19 protein-coding genes and 1 pseudogene are annotated in these 22411 nt (G+C 74.0%); 11 read left to right on the forward strand and 9 right to left on the reverse strand.

Features of this window, described 5'->3' with window-relative positions:
* Positions 1-2: 2 nt before the first annotated feature.
* The 4 genes from IE096_RS00850 to IE096_RS00865 all read right to left on the reverse strand — a co-directional run bounded on the left by IE096_RS00850 (position 3) and on the right by IE096_RS00865 (position 5295).
* The gene (locus IE096_RS00850; protein ID WP_229819838.1) at positions 3-452 is read right to left on the reverse strand and encodes a hypothetical protein; all 450 of its coding nucleotides are present in this window, start codon (positions 450-452) and stop codon (positions 3-5) included.
* Positions 449-2266: a thiamine pyrophosphate-requiring protein gene (locus IE096_RS00855; protein ID WP_189447360.1), complete on the reverse strand. Its 1818-nt coding sequence runs from the start codon at positions 2264-2266 to the stop codon at positions 449-451. The genes IE096_RS00850 and IE096_RS00855 overlap by 4 nt, the downstream gene beginning before the upstream one ends.
* Positions 2267-2476: 210 nt before the next feature.
* Complete coding sequence (locus tag IE096_RS00860) at positions 2477-3892, reverse strand: condensation domain-containing protein (RefSeq protein WP_229819970.1); 1416 nt, start codon at positions 3890-3892, stop codon at positions 2477-2479.
* Positions 3893-3936: 44 nt separating this feature from the next.
* Entirely contained in the window at positions 3937-5295 is a 1359-nt protein-coding gene (locus IE096_RS00865) for a condensation domain-containing protein (RefSeq protein WP_189447364.1), read from the reverse strand.
* Between the two features lie 232 nt (positions 5296-5527).
* On the opposite strand from IE096_RS00865, the gene IE096_RS00870 reads away from it, so the two are divergent.
* The 3 genes from IE096_RS00870 (at position 5528) to IE096_RS00880 (ending at position 7895) form a co-directional block, all read left to right on the forward strand.
* Positions 5528-6337 carry a class I SAM-dependent methyltransferase gene (locus IE096_RS00870; RefSeq protein ID WP_189447366.1) on the forward strand — a complete coding sequence of 270 codons (810 nt, stop codon included), beginning with the start codon at positions 5528-5530 and terminating at the stop codon, positions 6335-6337.
* A gap of 23 nt (positions 6338-6360) precedes the next feature.
* Positions 6361-6630 carry an acyl carrier protein gene (locus tag IE096_RS00875; RefSeq protein ID WP_189447368.1) on the forward strand — a complete coding sequence of 90 codons (270 nt, stop codon included), beginning with the start codon at positions 6361-6363 and terminating at the stop codon, positions 6628-6630.
* Positions 6631-6695: 65 nt separating this feature from the next.
* Entirely contained in the window at positions 6696-7895 is a 1200-nt protein-coding gene (locus IE096_RS00880; protein ID WP_189447370.1) for a beta-ketoacyl-[acyl-carrier-protein] synthase family protein, read from the forward strand.
* Between the two features lie 19 nt (positions 7896-7914).
* On the opposite strand, the gene IE096_RS00885 is transcribed toward IE096_RS00880, so the two are convergent.
* Positions 7915-9873, reverse strand: a complete 1959-nt coding sequence (locus IE096_RS00885; protein ID WP_229819971.1) for an NACHT domain-containing protein — start codon at positions 9871-9873, stop codon at positions 7915-7917.
* Between IE096_RS00885 and IE096_RS00890 the strand changes: the two genes are divergently transcribed.
* A complete protein-coding gene (locus tag IE096_RS00890; RefSeq protein ID WP_189449717.1) occupies positions 9868-10017 on the forward strand; it encodes a hypothetical protein in 150 nt (49 codons plus the stop codon). The two genes, IE096_RS00885 and IE096_RS00890, sit on opposite strands and share 6 nt — an antisense overlap.
* An 807-nt stretch (positions 10018-10824) precedes the next feature.
* Here the strand turns inward: IE096_RS00890 and IE096_RS32045 are convergent.
* Positions 10825-10914, reverse strand: a pseudogene (locus IE096_RS32045) (helix-turn-helix domain-containing protein); the annotation flags it as partial.
* Between the two features lie 233 nt (positions 10915-11147).
* On the opposite strand from IE096_RS32045, the gene IE096_RS00900 reads away from it, so the two are divergent.
* From IE096_RS00900 to IE096_RS00910, 3 genes are all read left to right on the forward strand, one after another.
* A complete protein-coding gene (locus IE096_RS00900; RefSeq protein ID WP_189447372.1) occupies positions 11148-12248 on the forward strand; it encodes an AfsR/SARP family transcriptional regulator in 1101 nt (366 codons plus the stop codon).
* Entirely contained in the window at positions 12245-13006 is a 762-nt protein-coding gene (locus IE096_RS00905; protein WP_189447374.1) for a hypothetical protein, read from the forward strand. Before IE096_RS00900 ends, IE096_RS00905 begins: the two co-directional genes overlap by 4 nt.
* 140 nt (positions 13007-13146) lie before the next feature.
* Positions 13147-13902, forward strand: a complete 756-nt coding sequence (locus IE096_RS00910; protein ID WP_189447376.1) for a PE-PPE domain-containing protein — start codon at positions 13147-13149, stop codon at positions 13900-13902.
* A 51-nt stretch (positions 13903-13953) separates the two neighbouring features.
* On the opposite strand, the gene IE096_RS00915 is transcribed toward IE096_RS00910, so the two are convergent.
* Positions 13954-14628 (reverse strand): hypothetical protein, encoded by a 675-nt coding sequence (locus IE096_RS00915; protein ID WP_189447378.1) that lies wholly within the window; start codon positions 14626-14628, stop codon positions 13954-13956.
* A gap of 417 nt (positions 14629-15045) precedes the next feature.
* Between IE096_RS00915 and IE096_RS00920 the strand changes: the two genes are divergently transcribed.
* Entirely contained in the window at positions 15046-16209 is a 1164-nt protein-coding gene (locus IE096_RS00920) for an aminotransferase class I/II-fold pyridoxal phosphate-dependent enzyme (RefSeq protein WP_189447380.1), read from the forward strand.
* Here the strand turns inward: IE096_RS00920 and IE096_RS00925 are convergent.
* Complete coding sequence (locus tag IE096_RS00925; protein WP_189447382.1) at positions 16153-16917, reverse strand: serine hydrolase; 765 nt, start codon at positions 16915-16917, stop codon at positions 16153-16155. The genes IE096_RS00920 and IE096_RS00925 overlap by 57 nt on opposite strands.
* Before the next feature lie 196 nt (positions 16918-17113).
* Between IE096_RS00925 and IE096_RS00930 the strand changes: the two genes are divergently transcribed.
* Together IE096_RS00930 and IE096_RS00935 are read left to right on the forward strand one after the other, a co-directional pair.
* On the forward strand, positions 17114-17848 hold the full coding sequence (locus tag IE096_RS00930) for an alpha/beta fold hydrolase (RefSeq protein ID WP_189447384.1): 735 nt from the start codon (positions 17114-17116) through the stop codon (positions 17846-17848).
* Positions 17849-17908: 60 nt separating this feature from the next.
* Entirely contained in the window at positions 17909-19981 is a 2073-nt protein-coding gene (locus IE096_RS00935; protein ID WP_189447386.1) for a helix-turn-helix domain-containing protein, read from the forward strand.
* Here the strand turns inward: IE096_RS00935 and IE096_RS00940 are convergent.
* A complete protein-coding gene (locus tag IE096_RS00940) occupies positions 19958-21364 on the reverse strand; it encodes an MFS transporter (RefSeq protein ID WP_373297981.1) in 1407 nt (468 codons plus the stop codon). The two genes, IE096_RS00935 and IE096_RS00940, sit on opposite strands and share 24 nt — an antisense overlap.
* 216 nt (positions 21365-21580) lie before the next feature.
* Between IE096_RS00940 and IE096_RS00945 the strand changes: the two genes are divergently transcribed.
* Entirely contained in the window at positions 21581-22381 is an 801-nt protein-coding gene (locus IE096_RS00945; protein ID WP_189447390.1) for an SDR family NAD(P)-dependent oxidoreductase, read from the forward strand.
* The last annotated feature ends 30 nt before the right edge of the window (positions 22382-22411 follow it).

The raw sequence follows: 22411 nt of genomic DNA on the forward strand, positions 1-22411 counted from the left end.
GGTCATCGCTCCCTGCGCAGCAGCGCGGCCAGCAGCCCCATGCCGCCGACCATGGTCACGAGCAGCGGGGCGAACAGCGGGGGGCCCGTCTCGATGTTGTAGCGGGCCAGCGACCAGCCGCCGGGCTTCTCCGCGATGCCGCGTACGTGGAGGTAGGTGCCCTGGAGGCCGTTGGCGGCGATGGCCGCCGAGGCGATGGGCAGGGCGGTGCGCGCCATCCGTTCGCTGAGGAACCCGGCGACGCCCGCGGCGGCCCCGACGGGGCCCAGTACCACCGGCCACCACATCACCCGGTTGCCGAAGCTCGCCCGGTCGTGCTCCAGGTAGATCTCGGCGGCGGTGATGACCGAGCCGGCCGCCGTCAGCAGGGACAGGGAGCGTTCGAAGCGGCCGTGGCGGACGTTGCGCGCCAGCCGGGCCGGCGCGAACGGGTTCCGGGAGCGCGGGATCACTTCCCCTCCTCCGTCCCGCTCCCCCGGTGCTTGCCGCCGGGCAGCATCTCCTGGATCTTCGCCTTGAACCCCTGCCGGACCATGGCGGCGCGGTCGCTGTCGCCCTTGATGACGGAGGCCGTCGCGGCCTCGATCTGGTCGAGGGTGGCGTGCGGCGGGATGGGCGGTACGGCCGGGTCGGTGCGGAAGTCGATGACGAAGGGCTTGGAGGCGGCGAGGGCCCGCTCCCACGCGGGGGTGACCTCCTCCGGTTTCTCGACGCGCACGCCGTCCAGCCCGAAGGAGCGGGCCACGTCCGCGTAGGGCACGTCCGGGAGGGACTGCGAGGGCAGGAACTGGGGGGCGCCGGACATGGCCCGCATCTCCCAGGTGACCTGGTTGAGGTCGTGGTTGTTGAGGACGGCGACGACCAGCCGGGGGTCCTGCCACTCGCGGTGGTACTTGGCGGCCGTGATCATCTCGGCCAGGCCGTTCATCTGCATGGCGCCGTCGCCCACGAGCGCGATGACGGGCCGGTCGGGGTGGGCGAACTTGGCGCCGATCGCGTAGGGCACGCCCGGTCCCATCGTCGCCAGCGTGCCGGAGAGGGAACCGCGCATGTCCCCGCGCATCCGCAGGTGCCGGGCGTACCAGTTCGCCGCCGACCCGGAGTCCGCCGTGATGATCGCGTCCCGGGGCAGCAGCGCGTCCAGGGCGTGGACGACGTACTCGGGGTTGACGGGGTCCGCGTCGACCGCCGCCCGCCGTTCCATCACCTCCCACCAGCGGGCGGTGTTCTTCTCGATGCCGTGCCGCCAGCCGCCGTGCTTCTTCGGCTTCAGCTGCCGCAGCAGGCGGGTGAGCGTCTCGCGGGCGTCGCCGACGAGGTTGATCTCGAAGGGGTAGCGCAGCCCCACCATGAACGGGTCGATGTCGATCTGCACCGCCCGCGCCTGCCCGAACTCCGGCAGGAACTGGGTGTAGGGGAAGTTCGAGCCGACGACGACGAGCGTGTCGCAGTCGCGCATCATCTCGTACGAGGGCCGGGTGCCCAGCAGGCCGATCGCGCCGGTCACGTACGGCAGGTCGTCGGGGAGCACGTCCTTGCCGAGCAGCGCCTTGGCCACGCCGGCGCCGAGGAGGTCGGCGAGCCGCTCCACCTCCGCCCGCGCGGCCCGGGCCCCCTGGCCGACGAGGATCGCCACCTTCTCGCCGTCGTTCATCAGCTCGGCGGCCCGGGCGATCTCCTCGTCCGCCGGGACCGGCGCGTACGCGGGGGCGCCCAGGCTGGACGGCACCATCTTGAACGCGTGCGTCGGCGCCGAGTAGTCCAGCTCCTGGACGTCCGCCGGGATGATCAGGGCGGTCACGGTCCGTTTGGCGCGCGCGGTGCGCATCGCCCGGTCCAGGACGTTGGGCAGCTGTTCCGGGACGGTCACCACCTCGCAGAAGTCCGAGGCGACGTCCTTGAAGAGGGTGTGGAGGTCGACCTCCTGCTGGTAGGAGCCGCCCATGGCACTGCGGTTGGTCTGCCCGACGATGGCGACCACGGGCACGTGGTCGAGTTTGGCGTCATAGAGCCCGTTGAGGAGGTGGATGGCCCCCGGCCCGGAGGTGGCCGCGCACACGCCCACCTCGCCGGAGAACTTCGCGTAGCCGACGGCCTCGAAGGCCGCCATCTCCTCGTGGCGCGCCTGGATGAAGCGGGGCTTGTCGTCGGCCCGGCCCCACGCGGCCAGCAGTCCGTTGATGCCGTCCCCCGGGTAGGCGAACACCCGCTCGACTCCCCATTCGCGCAGGCGTTGCAGGAGATGGTCGGACACCTTGGCGGACATGGTTCTCCCTTCGAGCGTGCTCTTGCGGGCTTCACCGGGGTTCACGCGCTCGGTCCACGACGACCGGCACGCGAGCGGACGGCCGCCCCGGGCATCGCTCCCACCTCCGTCTCCACGACTCACCGTGGCACCGGGTGTACGTCCACGCAGGAAGAGCGCCGCCGATCGGGTCAGCCACCGGGAACGGGCTCCTGCCCGCAAGGGCCGGATTCACACCCCTTCCGCCACCCGCCGTCCGGTGCCGATGCCGACCGGGCCGGGCAGGCGCGGCGAGCCGGCCGCCGCGGCGAGCATGATCTCCCTGACCCGGTCCAGGTACTTCGGCACGCCCGCCGCGGCCTGCGCGGTGTCGGGCATGCTGACCACCAGTTCGGCCCGGTCGGAGAACCAGTTGAACCACAGCGACACACCACGGGCGTTGTCGGGGCCGGCCAGGACCGTCGCGTCCGCGCTCAGGTATTCCCGGGAGCCCGGCACGGACCGCCCGTCCAGGTAGGAGACCATCGGCGGAATGGTCGGCACCTCCCGGCCGTCGAGCAGCAGTTCGAGCGCCCGGTGCAGCGGCACGTCATAACCCGCGCGGGCGCGCTGGAAGCCCTGCTGCGCGGCGGAGACCGCGTCGGCGAGGTGGGGCGAGGAGGGCAGCCGGAACATCAGGGGCACGAAGTTGACCAGCCAGCCGTGCGCGTGCAGCATCCGGGGGGTGCCCCTGGTCGACACGACCGTGAGCACGCGGTAGACGTCGTTGCCGGTGAACTCCCGTTGCGCGAGGGCCAGCGCGGCGAAGGCGCCTGCGGCGAACCCGCCCCCGTGCCGGGCGCAGTGGGCGCGGAAGGCGCGCGCCTCGTCACTGGTGAGCACCGGGTACGCGTGTCGTACGCCGGGCAGCAGTGCGTCGGCGTCGTTGCCCAGCCCGACCGGGAAACCGGGGAAACCGCCGTCCCCCACGGCCAGGAACTCCGACCAGGTGGCGAGCTCCGGCGAGGCCGCGGTCAGCGACGCGGAGCGTTCCCGCTCGCGGCGGTTGTGGTCCAGGTAGCCGGGCGCGGGCGGCAGGTGGAGCGCCGCGCCGGTACGGGCCGCGTGGTAGCGGGCGCGCAGCTCGTGGAACAGCAGGGCCAGCGAGTGCCCGTCGGTGTAGGCGTGGTCGATCGCGAAGTACACGGTGGACACCGTGTCCCGGCGGATCACTCCGGCCAGCAGGCTCGGCCATCCCACCGCGGTCTGCTCGTCGATCCGCCGGTGCACATGGGCGCGCAGGCCGGCCACGTCCGTGAAGTCGCCCACGCGCACCGGGCGCACCGTGAGCGAATCGGGCGGCAGGCGGAAGCCGGCCAGGTTGCCGTCCTCCGGCTCGTACCAGCTGTGGAAGGCCTCGTGCCGGCGGACGAGCCCCTGCCAGGCGCCGGTGAGCGCGTCGAGGTCGGCCCGGCCCTCCAGGTCGAACGTCATGGCCACCCAGGGCGACTGCCGTCGCCCGATGGCGCGGTGGGCGGCGGCCAGCTCGAAGTGCGACCGCTGGAAGAGCGACGCGGGCACGTCGTGCGGTACGGGGGCCCGGCCGGTGGCCGGTTCGAACTCGACCACTTCGCCCGGCTCGGGCCGCCAGTCGAGGATCTGGGTCATACGCACTGCGGGGCTCCTTCTCCGTGGGCTTCTGGGAGGGTCGGCTAGGCGGGGGTGGGCAGGGCTCCGGCCCGGTGGCCGCCGGCGGCGCGGGTGGCCGCGTGCGCGGCGGCCAGGACGAAGCGTTCGACGTTCGCGCGGGCGACGGGTGTGTCGGGGAAGCGGGCCGACAGGTGCACGCCGTGGTCGCTCCTGGTCAGCCACACGTACACCTCGGCCGGGCCGTGGATGCGGCTGCGCAGCATCGTGTCGCCCCGCTGGGGCGGGGTGCCCGCCACGCGGCGCACGTCGAAGTAGGAGACGACGAACCGGGGGCGGATCTCCCGGCGCAGCAGCCGGCTGATGTGCGGCGGGGAACTGCCCGGTCCGGGCCCGCGACGGCGCAGTTCGGCGGCGGCGAGGGCGACCGTGCCGGCGAAGGCCGCCCCGGCCGCCGCCGGGATCCGCACCGGGTGGAGGCCGACGAACCAGCCCGGCGCCGTACGCCACGGGCCGGTACGGGCGTTGGCCAGGCCGATCGCCTCCAGGGGCCGCTCCCCCGCGACGTCCGCCGTGGCGAGCGCCAGGCAGGCGAGCATGCCGGCGGCGGTGCTGCCTCCGCCCGCGCGGGACGCGGCGGCGAACCTGGCGGCGGCCGGTCCGTCGAGCAGCCGGCGGTAGGTACTGCGCTGTGCGAGCGGCGTCCCGGACGCGCCGAGCGGCAGGGGGAACGCGGGCGTCCCGCCCCGGGCGTCGTCGAGCAGGGCCCGCCAGTGGTCCGTGCGCTCGGGCCCGCTCGGCAGCCGGTCGACCAGGTTCCGTTCCTCGGCCCCGAAGTCCAGGTAGGTGGGCCCGGTCCGGCCCCCGGCACGGCCGGTCAGGGCGGCGCGGATCTGCCCAGGGACCATGGCGAGCGTGTAGGCGTCCACGACGCCGTGGTCCGCCCCGGCGAACACCGTCGTCCCGTCCGCGCCCTCGACGGTCGCGAAGACCACCTGCGGCCAGCCCAGCGGGTCGGCCCTCCGGTCGAAGAATGCCTCGATCTGCCGCCGGGCCGAGGCGCCGTCGGCGAAGGCGCCGACGTCCTCCTGCCGCAGCGTGATGGCGCTCGCGGGGAGCGTACGGCGCACACAGCGCCCGGGGGTCGGCACCAGTCTGCTGCGCAGGTGCTCGTGCCCGCGCAGCCAGGCCGTGAGCGCGGCACCGAGCCGGTGCCGGCCGGCGCGGCCCACGGCGAACGACACCCCGATCCACGCGGGTTCCACGTACCCCGGCCCCCGGGCGGCGGCCGTGCGCACGTGGTGCTCGTGGACGAGGGCGGGTGCCCGGGGGTCGTCGGCCCAGGCGGAGGCCGGGGCGGCCGGCGTCCAGAAGACCAGCCGGCCGGCGGGAACGGCACTGTCGCCCAATTCTGTGAATTCCAAGGATTCCCTCCTCGATAAACCCCCGGCGAGAAATCCCCGGTGCGGCCCGCGAAAGCTATCCGGGCAGGATGAAACAAAAATGAAGGGGCGATCTTTTCGCTGATCACGGAGGCCGGGACGGCAGCACGGAAAAACCCTCCCTTGTTGCCCGTCAAACGCGCTGCTAGCGTCTGCCCCCGTCATTCGATCCGCACCGCGCCATTTCCCGGCCGGGCCGACGGAGGGTCAATTCATGAACGCACCGTTCCCGCAACCGTCCTCGGATTACGCCGCGCTGCGCCGCGACCCCGAATACGCCGAGCTGAACCGCGCGCTGCTCGGCCTGGTCCCGGCCGGGCCGGCGCCGGCCGTCCTCGACGTGGGGTGCGGGGACGGGGCCGTCAGCGAGCTCCTGCTGTTGCGCGACCCGGCCACGTCCCTGGTCGGCGTCGACCCCGACCCGGCGCTGCTCGACGCGGCGCGGGCCCGGCTGGGCGACCGGGCCCGGTTCGCCGTGGGTGACGCGTCGTCCGTCTCCCGGCTGTTCCCGGCGGACGTCTTCGACGTCGTCGTCCTGGCCAACTGCGTCCATCTCGTGCCGGACCCGGCCGAGGCGCTCGACGCGATCGGGCGGGTGCTGGCCGGCGGCGGGCGCCTGGTGTTCAACTCGGCGTTCTACTCGGGCGCGGAGTCCCCGGCCGACCTGCCCCGGTACGCCGAGCTGGTCGGCGCGGCCCGCGCCACCGCCCGGAAGCGCGGACTGCCGTTGGCCCGGTCGGTGGCCGGCCGGCCCTCGGGGCTGCGCAGGACGGTCGAGGACTACCAGGCCGCCCTCGCGGCGGCCGGATTCACCGATGTCGTCACCGACGAGCGGGCGTTCGTCCTCGGCCCGCGCTTTCTCACCGCGTTGTGCTCGACCCCGATGTTCGCCACTGCCGCGTTACCCGGGGTAGCGCCGCACATCGCCGCGGAACTGCTCACCGAAACGCTGGAAGAACTGTACGAGAGCGCCCCGTTCACCATCACGCGGCGCTGCGTCTACTTCTCCGCCACCCGGCCGTGAAACACCCACGAAAGGAATTCGTCATGACCGAGGTATGGAACGTCGTCACCCGGGCGATCACCGGCATCCGGCCGGAACTGGGCGACTCCGGAACGGCCGTCACCCGCGATTCCGCGCTGTTCTACGCGGCCGACCCCGGCCAGCCGGTGCTCGGCCTCGACTCCATGGAGGCGCTGGAGCTGATCAGCGTCCTCGAGCAGGAGTTCGGGGTCGAGCTGGCGGACACCGGCATCCGGATCACCGACCTCCACACGGTCGGGGACGTGGCCGACGCGATGGCGGGCGCGCTGTGACACCCGGGGACGCGGTGACACCCGGAGGCGCTACGCCATCCCGGGCGGCGCGCCACCGCGTGCTGGTGACCGGCATCGGCGTCGAGTCGTGCGCGGGCGGCACACCGGACGAGCTGTGGGACGCCCTGGCCGCGGGGCGGCCCGCGATCTCGCCGCTGGAGCTCGAAGGGCCCCTGCCCTGCCAGGTCGGAGGCGTGATCCGGGGGTTCGACCCCCGCGCGCACATGTCCGCCCAGCAGGTCCGCCGCACCTCGCGCTTCCAGCAACTGCTGTTCACCGCGGCGATGAAGGCCAGGGACGACGCGCGGCTGCGCACCGCGCCGGACGCCCTGTACGTCGGCACCGGTGGCGGCGGGCTCGACGAGACCGCGCGACTCGTGACCGTGCTCAACCGGAGCGGGTGGCCCCGGATGGACCGGCTCGGGCTGCTCCGGCTGCTGCCCAACCAGGCCGCCGGGCTCGTCGCCCAGGAACTGGGCGTCACGGGCCCGGTGCTCACCCTCTCGACCGCCTGCGCGGCCTCGACGGACGCCATCGGAGCGGGCCTGCGCGCGGTGCGCGACGGCACCGCCGACGTGGTCCTCGTCGGCGGTGTGGAGAGCTGGCTGGACATACCGGCGCTGGCCTCGTTCCGTCTGCTGGACGCGCTCTCCCAGCGGCCCGCGGCACAGGCGGCGCTCGCGTCCCGGCCGTTCGACCGTGACCGCGACGGCATGGTGCCGGCCGAGGGTGCCGCCGTCCTCGTCCTGGAATCCGAACGTTCCGCGCTGCGCCGTGGCGCGACCGTGCACGGCGAGGTGCTCGGCGCCGCCTCCACCTGCGACGCCCACCACCCCGTGGCGCCCCGGGCGGACGGCGCGGTGGCGGCCAGGGCGATCGAGCTGGCCTGCGCCGACGCCGGTCTCGAAACGGCCGCCGTGGACCTGGTCAGCGCCCACGGCACCTCGACGCCGCAGGGCGACCGGGCCGAGACCGCGGCCGTCAAACGGGCGTTCGGCGCGCACGCGCGGCGCGTGGCGATCACCGCGCCCAAGTCGGTCATCGGCCACGCGTGCGGCGCGAGCGGGATCCTGGAGAGCGTCGGCGTGCTGCGCGCCATCCGGGAGAAGTACGTGCCGCCCACCGCGAACCTGCGGAACCCGGATCCCGACTGCGATCTGGACTACACCCCGCTCGTGGGCCGCCCCGCCCCGATCGGCGTCGCCGTCAAGCAGAACTTCGGGTTCGGCGGCCACAACTCGGCGGTGGTGTTCGGCGCCGCGTGACGGCGACGCCGAACGACCGTCATCGAGTGGGCGCGCCGGCACGACGCGCCCGGTAGGTGCGGGCGAGGTGGTCCTGGAGGCGGGCGTGGCGGAACTGGTAGACCGCGCCCGCCTGACGCAGCACGCCCCGCTGGTAGGCGTCCTCCAGGAAGGCGACGACGGCCCAGGGCAGCCGGCCCGTCAGCGGCAGCCAGATCCGGGAGAACACCACCCACTGGCCCCAGGCGCTCAGGGCGAAGGCGTAGCCGATGGCGACGCAGAGCCCGCTGATGAGGCCGAGTTTGACCGAGGACCCGGGAGACCAGACGAGCGGGCCCAGGAGCACCGACAGGGGCCGGACCGCCAGCGCGGACCCGAGGCCGGCCAGGAGCCCGAAGGCGGGTATCCAGACCAGGAACTGGGCGATGACCGTCCTCCGGTTCGTCCGCAGCAGGCCGACCGGGTTGACGGCGGACCTGATGTCGAGCGGGGTTTCGAGGAAGGCCAGGAGCCCCAGGGCGGCGCCGCCTCCCAGCGTGAACACGAACCCGAAGAACGCGGCGTCGTACAGCCCGAAGGACAGCATGTCCAGCGGGCCGGTGCCCCAGAGAAGGCCCTTGAGCACGCCGTGCTGGAAGCCGTAGCCGAGCCCGAAGACGAGCCCGCACAGCGACCCCAGCGCCATGCGGGCCCACGCCCTCCGGCCGGACGCGCCGACCCTGCCGAACACCTTCACACGCATGCCGGACGGCGGCACCGCCGTGTTCCTGCCCGCGACGAGGAGCCAGTACGCGAGCGCGCTGATCAGCGCGGAGAGGAACCCCGTCATCAGCCCTTCCACGATCTGGAAGCGCAGGGAGTCGAAGAGGAGACCGACGACGCAGTCGACGACCCCGACGACCACGCAGGTCAGCAACGCCGTCACCAGGACGCGCGCCGGGCGGCGCACTCCTGAGCCGAGCCGCCACCACTCCAGGTCGGGGGTGTCGAGCCGGGTCAGGTGGTGGGCGAGGTAGCCGAGCCAGTACTGGGCCCGTTCCGGGTCGAAGCCGCGGCGCGGGGCGCCGTCCGGGCGGTGCTCCGGCCGGAGACGGTAGGCGGTGGCGGTGAACGTCTCCAGAAGGTGGTCCTCCACTTCTCCGGGGCCGCCGAACCGGTGGGTGTCGAGGAGCGAGGCCGGGTCCCGGCCCGGGGTGTCGCTGTAGACGGCGCGGGCGAGCGTGACCATCAGCGGGGTGGTCAGCACCGCGGCGAGCTGCTCGGCGCCCCGGCCGCGCGGCCGCTCGCGCAGCGCGCTCAGCACGGGGTGCCACGCGGTCGTCGCGGCGTTCCCGCCACGGGCCTTGCGCGTGGTGCGCGGCAGGTAGTCGGCCAGGTCGTCGAGTGTGAGGTCCGTCAGCTCCACGGCGGCGGCGGACGTGAGCACGTCCGTCTCCGCCACCGCCGTGGCGTACTCGGCCGGTCGGCTCGTCAGCAGCAGGGGGAGCGTGGTGGCGTTGAGCGCCTCCAGCGCGGGGCGGTGCAGCCCCCCGGCGATCTCGTCGAAGCCGTCGAGCACGGGGAGCACCCGGCCGGCCTCGACCAGCGCGGCGGCCAGACTCGGCCCACCGGGCGCCGCGGTGCCGGCGAGGCCGGGGTGGTCGCGGATCAGTTGCGCGGTGAGCCAGTCCCGGAAGGTGATGGCGGTGGGGTCCCAGGCGCCGATGCTGAAGATGACGGGTACGGGGTCGCTGCTGCTCCTCGACGCGACGTGATCGAGGACGAACCTCGTGGTGAGGATCGACTTCCCGGAACCGGGCCGCCCCAGCACGACCAGCCGCCCGGAGGGGATCCGCCGGTACACCTCCACGACCTCGTCCAGCCGCCCCCCGAGCTCCAGCGGCCCGTGCGCGCCGCCGCGTGCGGCTCCGGCGGGCAGCCGCCGGATGTTGGCCCAGTGGTCGGTCAACTCCTCGGCCACCGCCCCCCACCGCACCGGCAACGGATACGGATCATGCACCTGCCGCTGCTCCTCCTCCCGCTGCCACCGCGCCGCCACCGCGTGAGCGAGCTGCTCGGCGACACCGGCGAGGGTGTCCCGCAGGGCGGCCTGGCCTGCGCCCCGCCCGATGGGGGCCGAGCGCCCGGCGGGCGGCTCGGCTGAGAGGGGCCGTCTGGTGGCCGAGTCGACGGGAACCGGCCGGCCCGCGACGGGGCCGGCGGAAGCCGAGGATCCCTCGGCGCGTTCGGCCGGACGCGATGGCCCCGTGGCCGGTTCGACGGATCCTGGATGCCCAGTGGCCGGTTCAGCGGGGGCCGAGGCCCCAACGGCCCACTCGGCTGACACGGGCCGCCCCGTGGCCGGTTCTGCGGCAGCCGACGGCCCGGCGGTCTGTTCGGCCGAAACTGGTTGCCCCGTGGCCGATTCAGAGGGAGCAGACGGCCCGGCAGCCCATCCGTCCGAAACCGAGCGTCCGGTGGCCGGTTCGGCGGGGGCCGACGGCCCGGCGCCCCCTTCGGCCGGAACCGGCCGCCCCGTGGCCGGTCGGGCGCGGCCGGGCCAGCCGTCGGACCAGCTGCCGGGCAGGCCGTCAGGCCGACTCTCGGTCTGACCGTTAGGCCGCCCGTCGGGCCACCCTTCCAGCCGGTCACTGGACCAGCCGTCGGACTGGTCGCCGGACCGCCCACCCGGTCGCCCACCAGACGGCCCGCCGGACCGCTCATCCGGTCGCCCCTCAGACAGACCGTCCGGCCGTCCTCGCGGCGCCCCGTCCGACCGCCCCTCCGGCCCTCCGTCAGACAGCCCGTCGGGCAGACCGTCAGACGGGCCGTCGGGCAGGCCGGAGGCCCGGCCCTCCAGCCGTCCCTCCTCCCGGGCCTCCGGCCCGGTGCGGTGGACGGCGGCGGCGAGTAGTTCGTCGCTCTCCGCCGGGGCCAGCCCGAGCGCGTCGGCCAGCCGTCGCACCGTGGTCACTCTGGGGTCCGCGCGTTCGCCGGTCTCCAGACCGCGGATGGTGCGCACGCCCACCCCGGCGCGTTCCGCCAATGCCTCCTGAGTCATTCCCGCGTCGCGCCGCAGCCGCCGTAACAGCGTGCTGAACTCACTGGCCACAGATCACGGCCTCCCCCTCGACCCCTCGGACAGGTGTTTCACCAGGTGACGGACTCTAGCGTGGCCACCGGCCGCATACGGCCGGTCGTTTGGCCTGTCCGTTCCCCCTCCCCCGGGGTCACCTTCGACGTGATCCGCCGCGGAAAGCGGAACGCGGCGGCCCGACACGGGGAGCAGCCACGATGACGATCACCAAGACCACCGGCCGGCAGGCCGTCACGCTCGGCCGCCAGGAGCGCGACGTCCTCTACGCGGTCGGCTGCGGCCTGCGGGACGACGAGATCGCCACCGCCCTCGCCATCCCCGAGGAGGCCGTGGCCGGACACCTCGCGCGGATCCTCGCCGCGCTCGGGCTGCGCGACCGGGCCGCCGCGATCGTCCACGCCTTCGACTGCGGCCTCGTCGCCCCCGGCCGGGGCCCCCGCCGCCAGGCGACGAGCCCCCTGGGGGCGGGCCCGTTGGCGGCGAGCCCCCTGCCACCCGCCGGCACCGCCCGCCACACCCCCGGCCCACGGTTACGGATCTCCGTGCTCGGCCCCCTGCGGGCCTGGCGCGACGGACAGCCCCTGGACCTGGGGCACCTGCGCCAGCAAGCCGTACTGGCGGCGCTGGCCCTGTGCCTGGGCCGGTCGGTCAGCCGGCAGGAACTGACCGACGGGGTGTGGGGGGAGGAGCCGCCGAACACCAACGTCGTGCCGGTGTACATCTACCGGCTGCGCAAGGCCCTCCACGCGGGAGGCGGCCCGGACTCGGTGATCGAGCGCGACCGGAGCGGCTACCGGCTGCTCCCCGGCGCGGTCGGCGTGGACGTGGCGCGGGTCGAGGAGCTGGTCACCGCGGCCGGCGCGGCCGAGCGGGCGGGCGATCTGGCCGAGGCGGTCCGCGCCTGCGCCCAGGCGCTGGACCTGTTCCGCGGCGAGCCGCTGGCCGGCCAGCCCGGGCCGTTCGCGGAGCTGGAGCGGCTGCGGCTCACCGAGCGCAGGATCGTCATCGTGCAGCGCAAGCTCGACTGGCAGCTGCGGCTGGGCCAGCACGCCGAGGCGATCGCCGAGCTGTCGGCCCTGGCCGTGGCGCAGCCCCTGAACGAACCCGTCGCCGCGATGCTGATGCGCGCGCTGTACCTCAGCGGCCGGCAGGGCGACGCGCTGACCGTGTACGACCGCACCCGCCGCCGTCTAGCCGACGACCTGGGCGTCTCCCCGGGCCGGTTGCTGCGGCACACGCACCGGACGATCCTGCGCGGGGACGACATCCGCCTCGGTCTCACGGGAACGGCCCGGTGAGCGACCCGACGCGGCGTACGCGCGGCGAGGAGCTGCTGCTGGCGAGGATCTCGGCGGCGGCGGGCCGCGAGGGGCTCGGCAGGCGGCGCGCCACCTACGCGGCGGCCGCGCACACGGCACGCACGGCGCACGCGGGCATCCGCGGCCTGCTGGCCCTCGTCCGGCACGGCGCGGCCGCCGGGCCGGCGAGCGGGCGCGACGCCGCGCGCCTGGACCTGTACGAGAACGGGATGACGGTCGCCGTCAAGGGCCGGATCCACATCGTCCGCTACGACACGACCTCCGTGTTCACGGCCTCCGTGTTACGGACGGACGTGTTACGGACGGACGCCGCGCGTCCGGGCGACGCGGGCCGCGCGGGCGCGGCCCGCGCGCTCACGGACGTCGACGGGGAGCGGGTCGTCCTGCGACCCTGCGGCGGTCCGGGGCCGGGCGGGGCGCCGGAATGGTGGTCCGAGGTCGAGCGGGGCGTCGTCCGCGCCCAGCTGCCCCGGGCGTTGGCCGCGCTGGCCGGGGGCGAGCGCCTGGCCTTCGGGGCCGTCTGGCTCACCGGGACGGAGATCGGGTGGGGAGAGGTCCGCACGCGGTGGTCGCGGATCCGCCGCCTCCGGACCGAGCCAGGGCCGGGGCCGGGGGTCTTCGCGCTCGACATCGACGGGACGTGGCACGAACCGGACATCGCCGAATCCGGAATCCCCAACGTCTCCGTCCTCCGCGCGCTCGTGGAGCGCCTCGGCCCCGGTGGCGGCGCGCGCTGAACTCCCGGCGCACCCGCGGCGGCCTGGCGAGCGGTTTCATCACGATGTCAACGGCAGCCCCTAACGTCCGGGCGTCCCAACCCGGTTGTGTTCGACTCGACGACCACTTCGACTCACCGACCACAAGGAGAAACAGAGCGATGACCCTGGCCCGCAGATGGAGGAAGGCGATCGTCGCCGGGGCGGCGGCGGTCATGGTGGCCATGACCGCCGCCGTGCCCACCGTCGCCCACGCGGATCCGGCGCGCCACTACTACCTGGAGCTGGGCGGCACCGGCTCGGCGGCCCCCGCGCCCGGCTGCACCGGCAGCTACGCGTTCGCCAACCAGCACCTCGACGGGGGCATTCCGGTTCCGGTGTGCTACCCGGCGAGCGCCGGCCCCTGGCTCAACGGCCGCAACCAGTTCCCGGACCCGACCGCTCCGAGCTTCGACGTCAGCGTCCGCGAGGGCTACCGCAATCTGCTGGCCGCCGCCGAGGAGACCCACCGTCGCGACCCCGGCGCCCGCCTGACGATCGTCGGCTACTCGCAGGGCGCACAGGCGGCCGACCAGGTCCTCCAGAAGATAGCGAGCGGTGAGACCGGCATCCCCCGCTCCCTGGTGAGCGGCAAGCTCTACTCCGACCCGATGCAGCCGGGCACGGGCATCTGGGCCAAGCTGCCCAAGGGCTGGAGCGCCTTCGGTTTCACCTCTCCCGGCCCGGGCCCGGAGAAGTTCGACGGCATCCCGGTGCGGCGTTTCTGCATCCGCACCGACGGCGTGTGCGACGCGACGGCGCTGACGTCCATCGGCGGCTTCCTGAAGCAGCACCCGAAGTACCAGCGGGACGGCAACGTCATGACGAAGACCATCGCCGACGAGGGCGGCGAGGGAGTCGTCTGGTACGAGCCCTGACCGCCCCCGGGACCAGCGCCCACGGCGGGGTGCCCGGGGGCGCGTCCGGGTTCAGTCCCGCCCGGTGTCGAGCAGGTCGGTGACGAACTTCCGTACGCGCCCCGCGCGTACGGAAGAAACACCGTGGATCACCTGGGCGCCGTACGCGACGGCGACGCCCGCCCCGGCCTCGGTGGTCCACCGGGTGCGGCGGGCGCCCCGCAGCCACGCGGGCTCCGCGTCGTGCTGGTGGGTGTCGGGCCCGGGAGCGTGCGGAAGCCGGTGCGTCAGGGCCGTCCCGGGCTGGAAGCCCTCCGCCTCGCCGGCCAGTTCGCCCGTCCAGACCGAACCGCTCGACGTGGTCTCGACGTAGAAGTCCCCTCCGTCGTCCGCCTCGTCGAGCACCACCCGGAGACGGCCGATGCGGCGGGGCGCCACCGACGGCCGGGGGATGCCGTCCAGGTGGGTGGGCACCCGCTCGCCCGTGCCGAGCTCGGTGTAGCCCCAGGACGCGGCGGCCCCGACGGATGGCATGACCCGGCGGATGACGGGCAGCGCGCGCTCGGTGGCCTGCCGCAGGACCTCCTGCGCCGCCGCCGGGGCCGGCACGACCTCCGCCGGGTGGCGCGGCACCCAGCCCACGGCCTGCAGTTCCTCCGCCATCACCTTGCGGAGGTGGGAGAGTTCGTCGGCGACGAGGAAGTCCTCGACGGTCTGCAGCACCAGGGTCTCACTGATGTGGATCACGCTGCCTCCAGGGCCGGCTGAGTGCGGGACCGTGCGTGGATCGGGCGTTGCCGCCGTCCACGGTGCCGGGAGTGGCGCGAGCGGTCCAGTCTCCGCGTCGGAGGACCACGGCAGAACGGCCGACGGCAGAACGGCCGCCGTGTCTCGTTCGCGGCCTTCCGCTCGGCACGCCCGTCCTGTTGTCTTCCGGGATGGTGAAGGAGGTGACAACGGCGTGTACCGGTGACCATCCGGCGTCGCGGGCGAAGTTCGCGCCGACGCGCGAAGCGGCCCGGGTCCGGCGGGGGCCGGCTGTCTGTCCGCGTCATCCTCCGGCGGGGCGGGTAGGAAGGGCGTGCTGCCTGCCGGGCGAGCACACGGCGGGTAGGCCCGGCCCCCACGTCAGCCCGCACGTCAGCCTCCACGTCAGGGAGAAGAATGCGACGCACCGGTCCAGGACGTCCGGCGAGCCCCTCGCTGTTCCGCATGCTGGAGTGGCACGAACACATCGAGGCGGAGCGGCAGCAACCGGGCGCCCGTGTGTTCCTGTCCGACTACAACGGCGACCACCCCTACGTGGAGAAGTACCTCGGCGAACTCGCCGACACCGCTCCGCGCCACCTGGCGGACATCACCCGCTACGCCGGTCTCGACGAGGACGTGCGGCTCCGGTCCAGGATCGCGGCGATGCACGAGCGGTACGACGGGGTGCCCTACAGCGAGCGGAACGTCGTCCCGTCCGGCGGTTCGAGCAGCCTGCTCGGGACGTTCGTCACCTGGCTGGCCATGAACGGCCACCGACGGGTCCACTACGTGGCGCCCGTCTACTACAAACTCGCCTACCTCTTGCGCGCGTTCGGCATCGAGCCGGTCCCGGTGGCGTCAGGCCACGCGTACCAGCCGGAGTTCGACCTGAACCTGCCCCACGAGCGCACGGTCCTCGTCCTGACCGACCCCGTCTGGTACGCCGGTCGCCGCGTGCCGGAGGACGTCCTGGACGCGATCGCGGCATGGCAGCGGGCCACCGGATCGCTGGTGTTCGTGGACGGCACGTTCCAGTACCTGCCCTGGGACGGAGGACGGGGCGAGGCCAGCGCCCGCCTGCCCGTCGAGCGCACGCTGCGCATGGTGTGCCCCACCAAGTACCTGTCGATCCACGGATACCGCTGCGCCCACCTGCTGGTGCCCGCCGCCCTGCGCCAGGAGCTGGCCGACCTCCACATCAACCTCCACGGTGACGTCGCCGTCTCCGACCGCCTCTTCGCCCACCGCGCCGTGGACGTCATGACACAGCACGGCAACGGCGACCTGGTCGGGCACATCCGCGACAACCACGCGCGGCTCACGGCGAGCGGCGCGCTCGCCGCGCGGATGCCGGTCGAGACCGGCTTCTTCCTCTTCGCCCGGCCGCACGTGCCGCACCGCTGGTTCCTGGCGCTCGACGAGCGGCACTTCGAACTCGACGGCCACCCCGGCTACGTCCGCGTCAACCTCCTCAACCGGGCCGCCATCGAGGCGCTGGCCGCCACCGTCGACAGCCCGGTGTCAGGTGGTGGTGCCGTGACCGGCCAGGACGTGCCGGTGGCGCCACACTCCGGCTGAGAGGCGGGCCAGCAGCCGGGCCGCCGGATCGTCGACCGCGCTGCCGTTCGCGAGCGGCCCGGTGTAGCAGACGGCGAGGACGTACGGGGCCGCGTCCGGGGGACGGACGACGGCGACGCTGTGACGCAGCCCGGGGAACCAGCCGTTCTTCCCGGCCAGGCGCGTGCCCGGCGGCAGCCCGGCCGCGATGTCCACGCGGTGGACGTTGTGCTCCAACAGCGCCAGCACCTCCGGCTCCAGGGACTCCAGCAGCCGGACCAGATCCCGCGCGGAGACCCGGTTGTGCACGCCGGCGTCACGACCCGCGTAGTCCTCGATCCCGCGCGGGCTCCCACCGGCCGTGGCACCGGCCCGCCGCCAGACCCGGTCCACGGCCTCCTGCCCCACCTGGGCCAGGCACAGGTTCGTCGCGAGGTTGGACGAGTGGGTGACCATGCGCCCGGCGAGCCAGCGCAACGAGGCCGGCTCGCCGAGCCGCCGCCACGGCAGCTCGTCGCTGTCCCACGCGGGGTCGTTGCCGTAACTGCCGCCGCCCGTCACGGAACGGAACTCGTTGACGATCGGTATCCGTGTGTCGAGGTCCAGACCGCTGCGGTGCAGAGCCGCCAGCACGGCCACCTTCATGGTGCTCGCCGCGTCGTGGGGAACGTCCGCGTTGCGCGTCACCACCGGGCCGCTCCCCCAGGGCGCCACCACCATCGACAGCATCCCCGCATCGTAGCGACCCCCGACGAACACCGCGCCGTGGCGCCGGAGTCCATCCCCCACCCTGATGGTGTAGGAGCCACGCAGTATCGTCGGGAGACCTGAGCGCGGCCACCCGGCCCGCGACCCATGGGCGGGGCGGCCTGCTTCACACCACGGTCTCCCGCCATCCGCAGCTCGGACAATGGAGGTACCGCATATGCATGCCGACACCGACCGGCCGGCCTTCCTGCTGGTCCACGGAGCCTGGCACGGAGCCTGGTGCTGGGAACCCGTACGCGCCGCGCTCGACGCCGACGGCTGGCGGTCCCACGCCGTCGACCTGCCCAGCGCCAATCCCCCCGCCGGCCGCCACGACGGCGCCCGCCCGGCGGGCATGCTGGACGACGCGGACGCCATCCGGGACAGCCTCCGGCGCATCGACGGCCCGGTCGTGGTGGTCGCCCACTCCTACGGCGGCGTCCCCGCCACGGAGGCCCTCGCGGACGCCGCCAACGTGGTGGGGGCGGTGTACCTCGCCGCCTTCCCGCTGGACGTGGGTGAGAGCATGTTCACGTTCCTCGGCGCGCCCGTGCCGGACGACGGCACGGGCCACGTCCCGCCGTACGAGGACGCCCGGCGGACACTCTTCGACGACGTGCCCGAAGCCGACGCCGACCGTGCCGTGGCCCGGCTGCGCCCGCAGAGCGTCCGGACCCTCACGGAGCGGGTGACCACGGCGGGATGGCGCACCGTGCCCTCCAGCTACATAGTCTGCGACCGCGACCAGGCTCTCGACCCGTCCCGGCAACGCGAGCTCGCCCTGCGCGCCGATTCCGTCCACCGGCTGCCGAGCAGCCACTCGCCGTTCCTCTCCATGCCCCGGCGGCTGGCCACTCTCCTCGGCCGGATCGCCACCTCCTCCCTTCCCACCCCTCCCACCCCGCGACGATGACTCGCCACCTCGCGACGGCGCGTGGACCGCCCGTCGAGGCGGATCCACGACGATGTCGTCATGCCTGACGACCAGACCCACGAGCAGGTCCAGGAGTGGACTCGCCGGCACACCGGAGCCGGTCCTCTGGGCCGCGCCGACGCCCCCGTCTCCATACCCGCATCCATACCCACCTCCGCACCTGCTTCCCTACCCGCCTCCGCCCCCGCCGACGGCTTCGCCGGCTGCCCGGCCGGCTGCGCCTCCGCCGCCTATCTGGAGCTCCTCGCGAACAGTGCCCCCGCCGATGCCTACGAGCGGCCCGTCCTGCGCGCCCGCGCCGACGGAGCACCGCCCGGCGTGCTCGCCGCGGCCGAGCACGCCCGGCTCCTCGCGCTGCGCGTACGGGCCGAGTTGGAGGACCGCAGGCGGCGCGAAGCCGAGCTGTCGGCGCTCTTCGCCACCGCCCACGACCTGGCGGGGCTGCGGGACATCGACGAGGTGCTCCAGGCCATCGTCCGGCGCGCCCGTTCCCTGCTGGGCACCGACGCCGCGTACCTCACCCTCAACGACGCGGCCGTCGGGGACACCTCCATGCGCGTCACCGACGGGTCGGTGTCCGCCCGCTTCCAGGCCCTGCGGCTCGGCATGGGGGAAGGGCTCGGGGGGCTGGTCGCGCAGACGGCGCGCCCGTACGCCACCGACGACTACCTGCGAGACCCCCGCTTCCGGCACACCACGACCATCGACTCCGGCGTGCGGGACGAAGGACTCGTCGCCATCCTCGGCGTCCCGCTGAGGCTGGGCAGCCGCGTCATCGGCGTGCTCTTCGCCGCCGACCGCCGCTCCCGGGTCTTCGATCAGCAGCAGATCGCCCTGCTGTCGTCCTTCGCCGCCCACGCCGCGGTCGCCATCGACACGGCCGACCTCCTCGCGGAGACCCGCTCGGCGCTGGCCGATCTGGAAGCCGCCAACGCCATCGTCCGCGAGCGCAGCGCCGCTGTCGAGCGCGCCGCCGAGATCCACGACCGGCTCACCGAGCTGGTCCTGCGCGGCGGCGGAGTCCCCGGCGTCCTGGAGACCGTGGCCGAAGTCCTCGGCGGTGCGGCCGAGTTCCTCGAACCCGCCTCCGGGGACGGGCCTCCGGCCGCCGTCGAACGCTCCCGCTCCGAGGGCCGGGCGGTCCGGCACGGTGACGACTGGGTCGCCGCGGTGTCGGCCGGCGACGAACCGCTGGGCGCGATCCGGTTGCGCGAACGCCCCGGACTGGACCCCGCCGACCGGCGCACCCTCGAACGCGCCGCCATGGTCACCGCGCTGCTGCGCCTGGCCCGGCGCTCGGCGAGCGAGGCCGAACAGCGCGTACGCGGCGAGCTCCTGGACGACCTGCTCGACGCGCCCGGCCGGGCGCCCCGCCTCCTGCGCGAGCGCGCCGCCCGCCTGCGCGCCGACCTCGACGCCCCCCACGTCGTCCTCGCCGCCCGCATCGCCGACGAGTCCGCCGACGCCCCCGCCGCCCGGCAGCGGCTGTGGGCCGCGGCCGCCTACCTGGCCGCCACGGAGCAGGGCCTCGCGGTGGCCCGCGACGGCGGGGCCGTGCTGCTCCTGCCGCACGGCCCCGAGGACGGAGCCGGCGTCACGGCGGGCGGCATCGCCCGTCGCCTGGGCGAGGCCGTCCACTCCCCCGTCACCGTGGGCGCCTCCACGCCCGTCCCCGCGCCCGCCGCCCGTCCCGAGGGGGTCGCCGCCGCCTACGCGGAGGCCCGCCGCTGCCTGGAGGTGCTCCACGCGCTCGGCCGGGGCGGTGAGGGAGCGGCGGCGGACGAGTTCGGCTTCGTGGGCCTGCTGCTGACCGGTACCGGCGGCGGCACACGGGCGGCGGGCCGGTTCGTCAGCCGGACGATCGGTCCGGTCGTCGCCTACGACGCGCGGCGCGGCACCGACCTCGTCGCCACGCTCGACGCCTACTTCCGCTGCGGCATGAGCCCGGCCCGCACCAAGGACGCCCTGCACGTGCACGTCAACACGGTCGCGCAGCGACTCGACCGGGTCGGCCGCCTCCTCGGCACGGACTGGCAGTCGCCCGCCCGCGCTCTGGAGATCCAGCTCGCGCTGCGCCTGCACCGGATCTCACCGGCGCTCGGGGGAGAGTGAGGGTGCGCCGTGCCCATTCCGGTTGTCCCGGTCCTCCTGGTCGTGCTCGTCGCGGCCGTCGGAGAGGTCGCGGTGCCGGGTCTCCCGGGCGCAGCCGACCGCAACCACGGTGAGGGCCGCGGCAGCCATCACGTACAGGGCGACCGGGGTTCCGCTGCCGTGCTCGGCGAGCAGCGCCGTGGCGATCAGGGGGGCCGGGGCGCCGGCCGCCACGGAGGAGAACTGTGCCCCGATCGAGGCCCCCGAGTACCGCACCCCGGTCGTGAACATCTCGGAGAAGAAGGCGGCTTGGGGCGCGTACATGGCCCCGTGGAACACGAGCCCGACCGTCACGGCGACGACCAGCGCCCAGGACGATCCCGTGCCGGCGAGGGAGAAGAACGGGAAGGCCCATGCCCCGACGCCCACCGCGCCGAGCAGGTACACGGGCCGCCGCCCGACGCGGTCCGACAGGGCGCCCCAGGCGGGGATGACGGCGAAGTGCACGGCGGAGCCGATCAGCACGGCGTTGAGCGCGGTCTGCTTGGGCAGATGGGCGTGTTCGGTCGCGTAGACCAGGACGAAGGCGGTGATGACGTAGTAACCGATGTTCTCGGCCATGCGCGCGCCCATGGCCACCAGGACGTCCCGCCACTGGTCCCGCAGCACGGCGACGACGGGCATCCGCTCGCGCGCGCCGATGTCCCGCCGCCGGGCCTCGGCCCGCGCCCGCGCCGCCTTGAACACAGGGGATTCGTCCACGGACAGCCGGATCCACAGCCCCACGATCACCAGGACGCCGGACAGCAGGAACGGGATCCGCCAGCCCCACGCCGTGAACTCCTCGTCCGGCAGCAGGGTCGTCAGCGCGGACAGCACACCCGACGCCAGCAGCTGCCCGGCCGGCGCGCCGGTCTGCGGCCACGAGGCCCAGAACCCCCGCCGCCGCGGGTCCCCGTGCTCCGCCACCAGCAACACCGCCCCACCCCACTCACCGCCCAGCGCGACCCCCTGCACGAGGCGTAGCGCGGTGAGCAGGACAGGGGCGAGGGATCCGGCGGCCGCGTGCGTCGGTAACGCCCCGATGGCGCACGTCGCACCCCCCATCATCAGGAGGCTGGTCACCAACAGCCGCTTCCGCCCCAACCGGTCCCCGAAGTGCCCGAACACCAGCGCTCCCAACGGCCGCGCGGCGAACCCGACAGCGTAGGTGAGGAACGACAGCAACGTACCGACGAGCGGATCGGAGCCGGGGAAGAAGAGCTTGTTGAACACGAGCGCGGCCGCGGACCCGTAGAGGAAGAAGTCGTACCACTCGATGGTGGTCCCGATGAGGCTCGCGACGACGATTCTGGGGAGCGAGTTGGAGGTTGGGGTGGGTGGTGGAGGGGTGGCCATGGTCATCACTTCCGGGTGGGCGAGGCACGCGTCATTGCGTCGCCACACCGTAGGAAGGGGCAGGCCAGAGACCTATGTTGTGGGGCTACACAGTTTGGGAGAGGGGTGTGGGTGCGGGTCCAGCCCCAGCAATAAGTCTACGGCTGTATACTTACGTGTCGGATACCTCGCAGCATCACCACAGAGTGCGGGCCGCGAGGCGGCCCTGAGAGGGAACACGAGATGAACCTCAACCTGACCGGTAAGCGCGCGCTCGTCACAGGTTCGAGCGCGGGGCTGGGCAAGGAAACCGCGAAGCTGCTGGCAGCCGAAGGTGCCGCGGTCGTGGTCCACGGCCGGGACAAGGACCGCGCGGAGGGGGTCGCGCAGGAGATCCGGGAGGCCGGCGGGACGGCCGGCGCGGTCGTCGGTGACCTCGCCGACGACCGCGCCGCCGCCGACGTCGCCCGCGCCGCCACTGCGGACGGCCCCGTCGACATCCTCGTCAACAACGCCGGTTTCTACCGGGACCTGTCCTGGGCCGAAGCCACTCCCGACGAGTGGCGCGACACCTACAACGTCAACGTCGTCTCAGCCGTGCGCATGATCCAGCATCTGGTCCCTGCCATGCGCGAACGCGGCTGGGGTCGTGTCGTCACCATCGGCGGCGGGCTCGCCTCCCAGCCGATGAACACCCACCCCCAGTACAACGCGACCTTGGCCGCCCGGCACAACCTCGCCGTCTCCCTCGCCCGCGAACTCAAGGGCACCGGCATCACGTCCAACGTCGTTTCCCCCGGGGTGATCCTCGTCGAGGCCACCAAGGACCTCGTCACCAGCATCGGGTCCGCCCGTGGCTGGGGCCGGACCTGGGACGAGATCCAGCCCCACGCCGTCCAGGCTCTCCTCCCCAACGACCAGGAACGCTTCGGCGAACCGGAGGAGATCGCCGCAGCCGTCGCCTACCTCTGCAGTGACTACGCCCAGTACATCAGCGGAGCCACCATCCGCGTCGACGGCGGACTCATCCGCTCCGCCTTCTGAGCGCACACCCCGCCATCACACGTGCCGACG

The organism is Streptomyces abikoensis, assembly GCF_014648775.1.
Taxonomy (GTDB): Bacteria; Actinomycetota; Actinomycetes; order Streptomycetales; family Streptomycetaceae; genus Streptomyces; species Streptomyces abikoensis.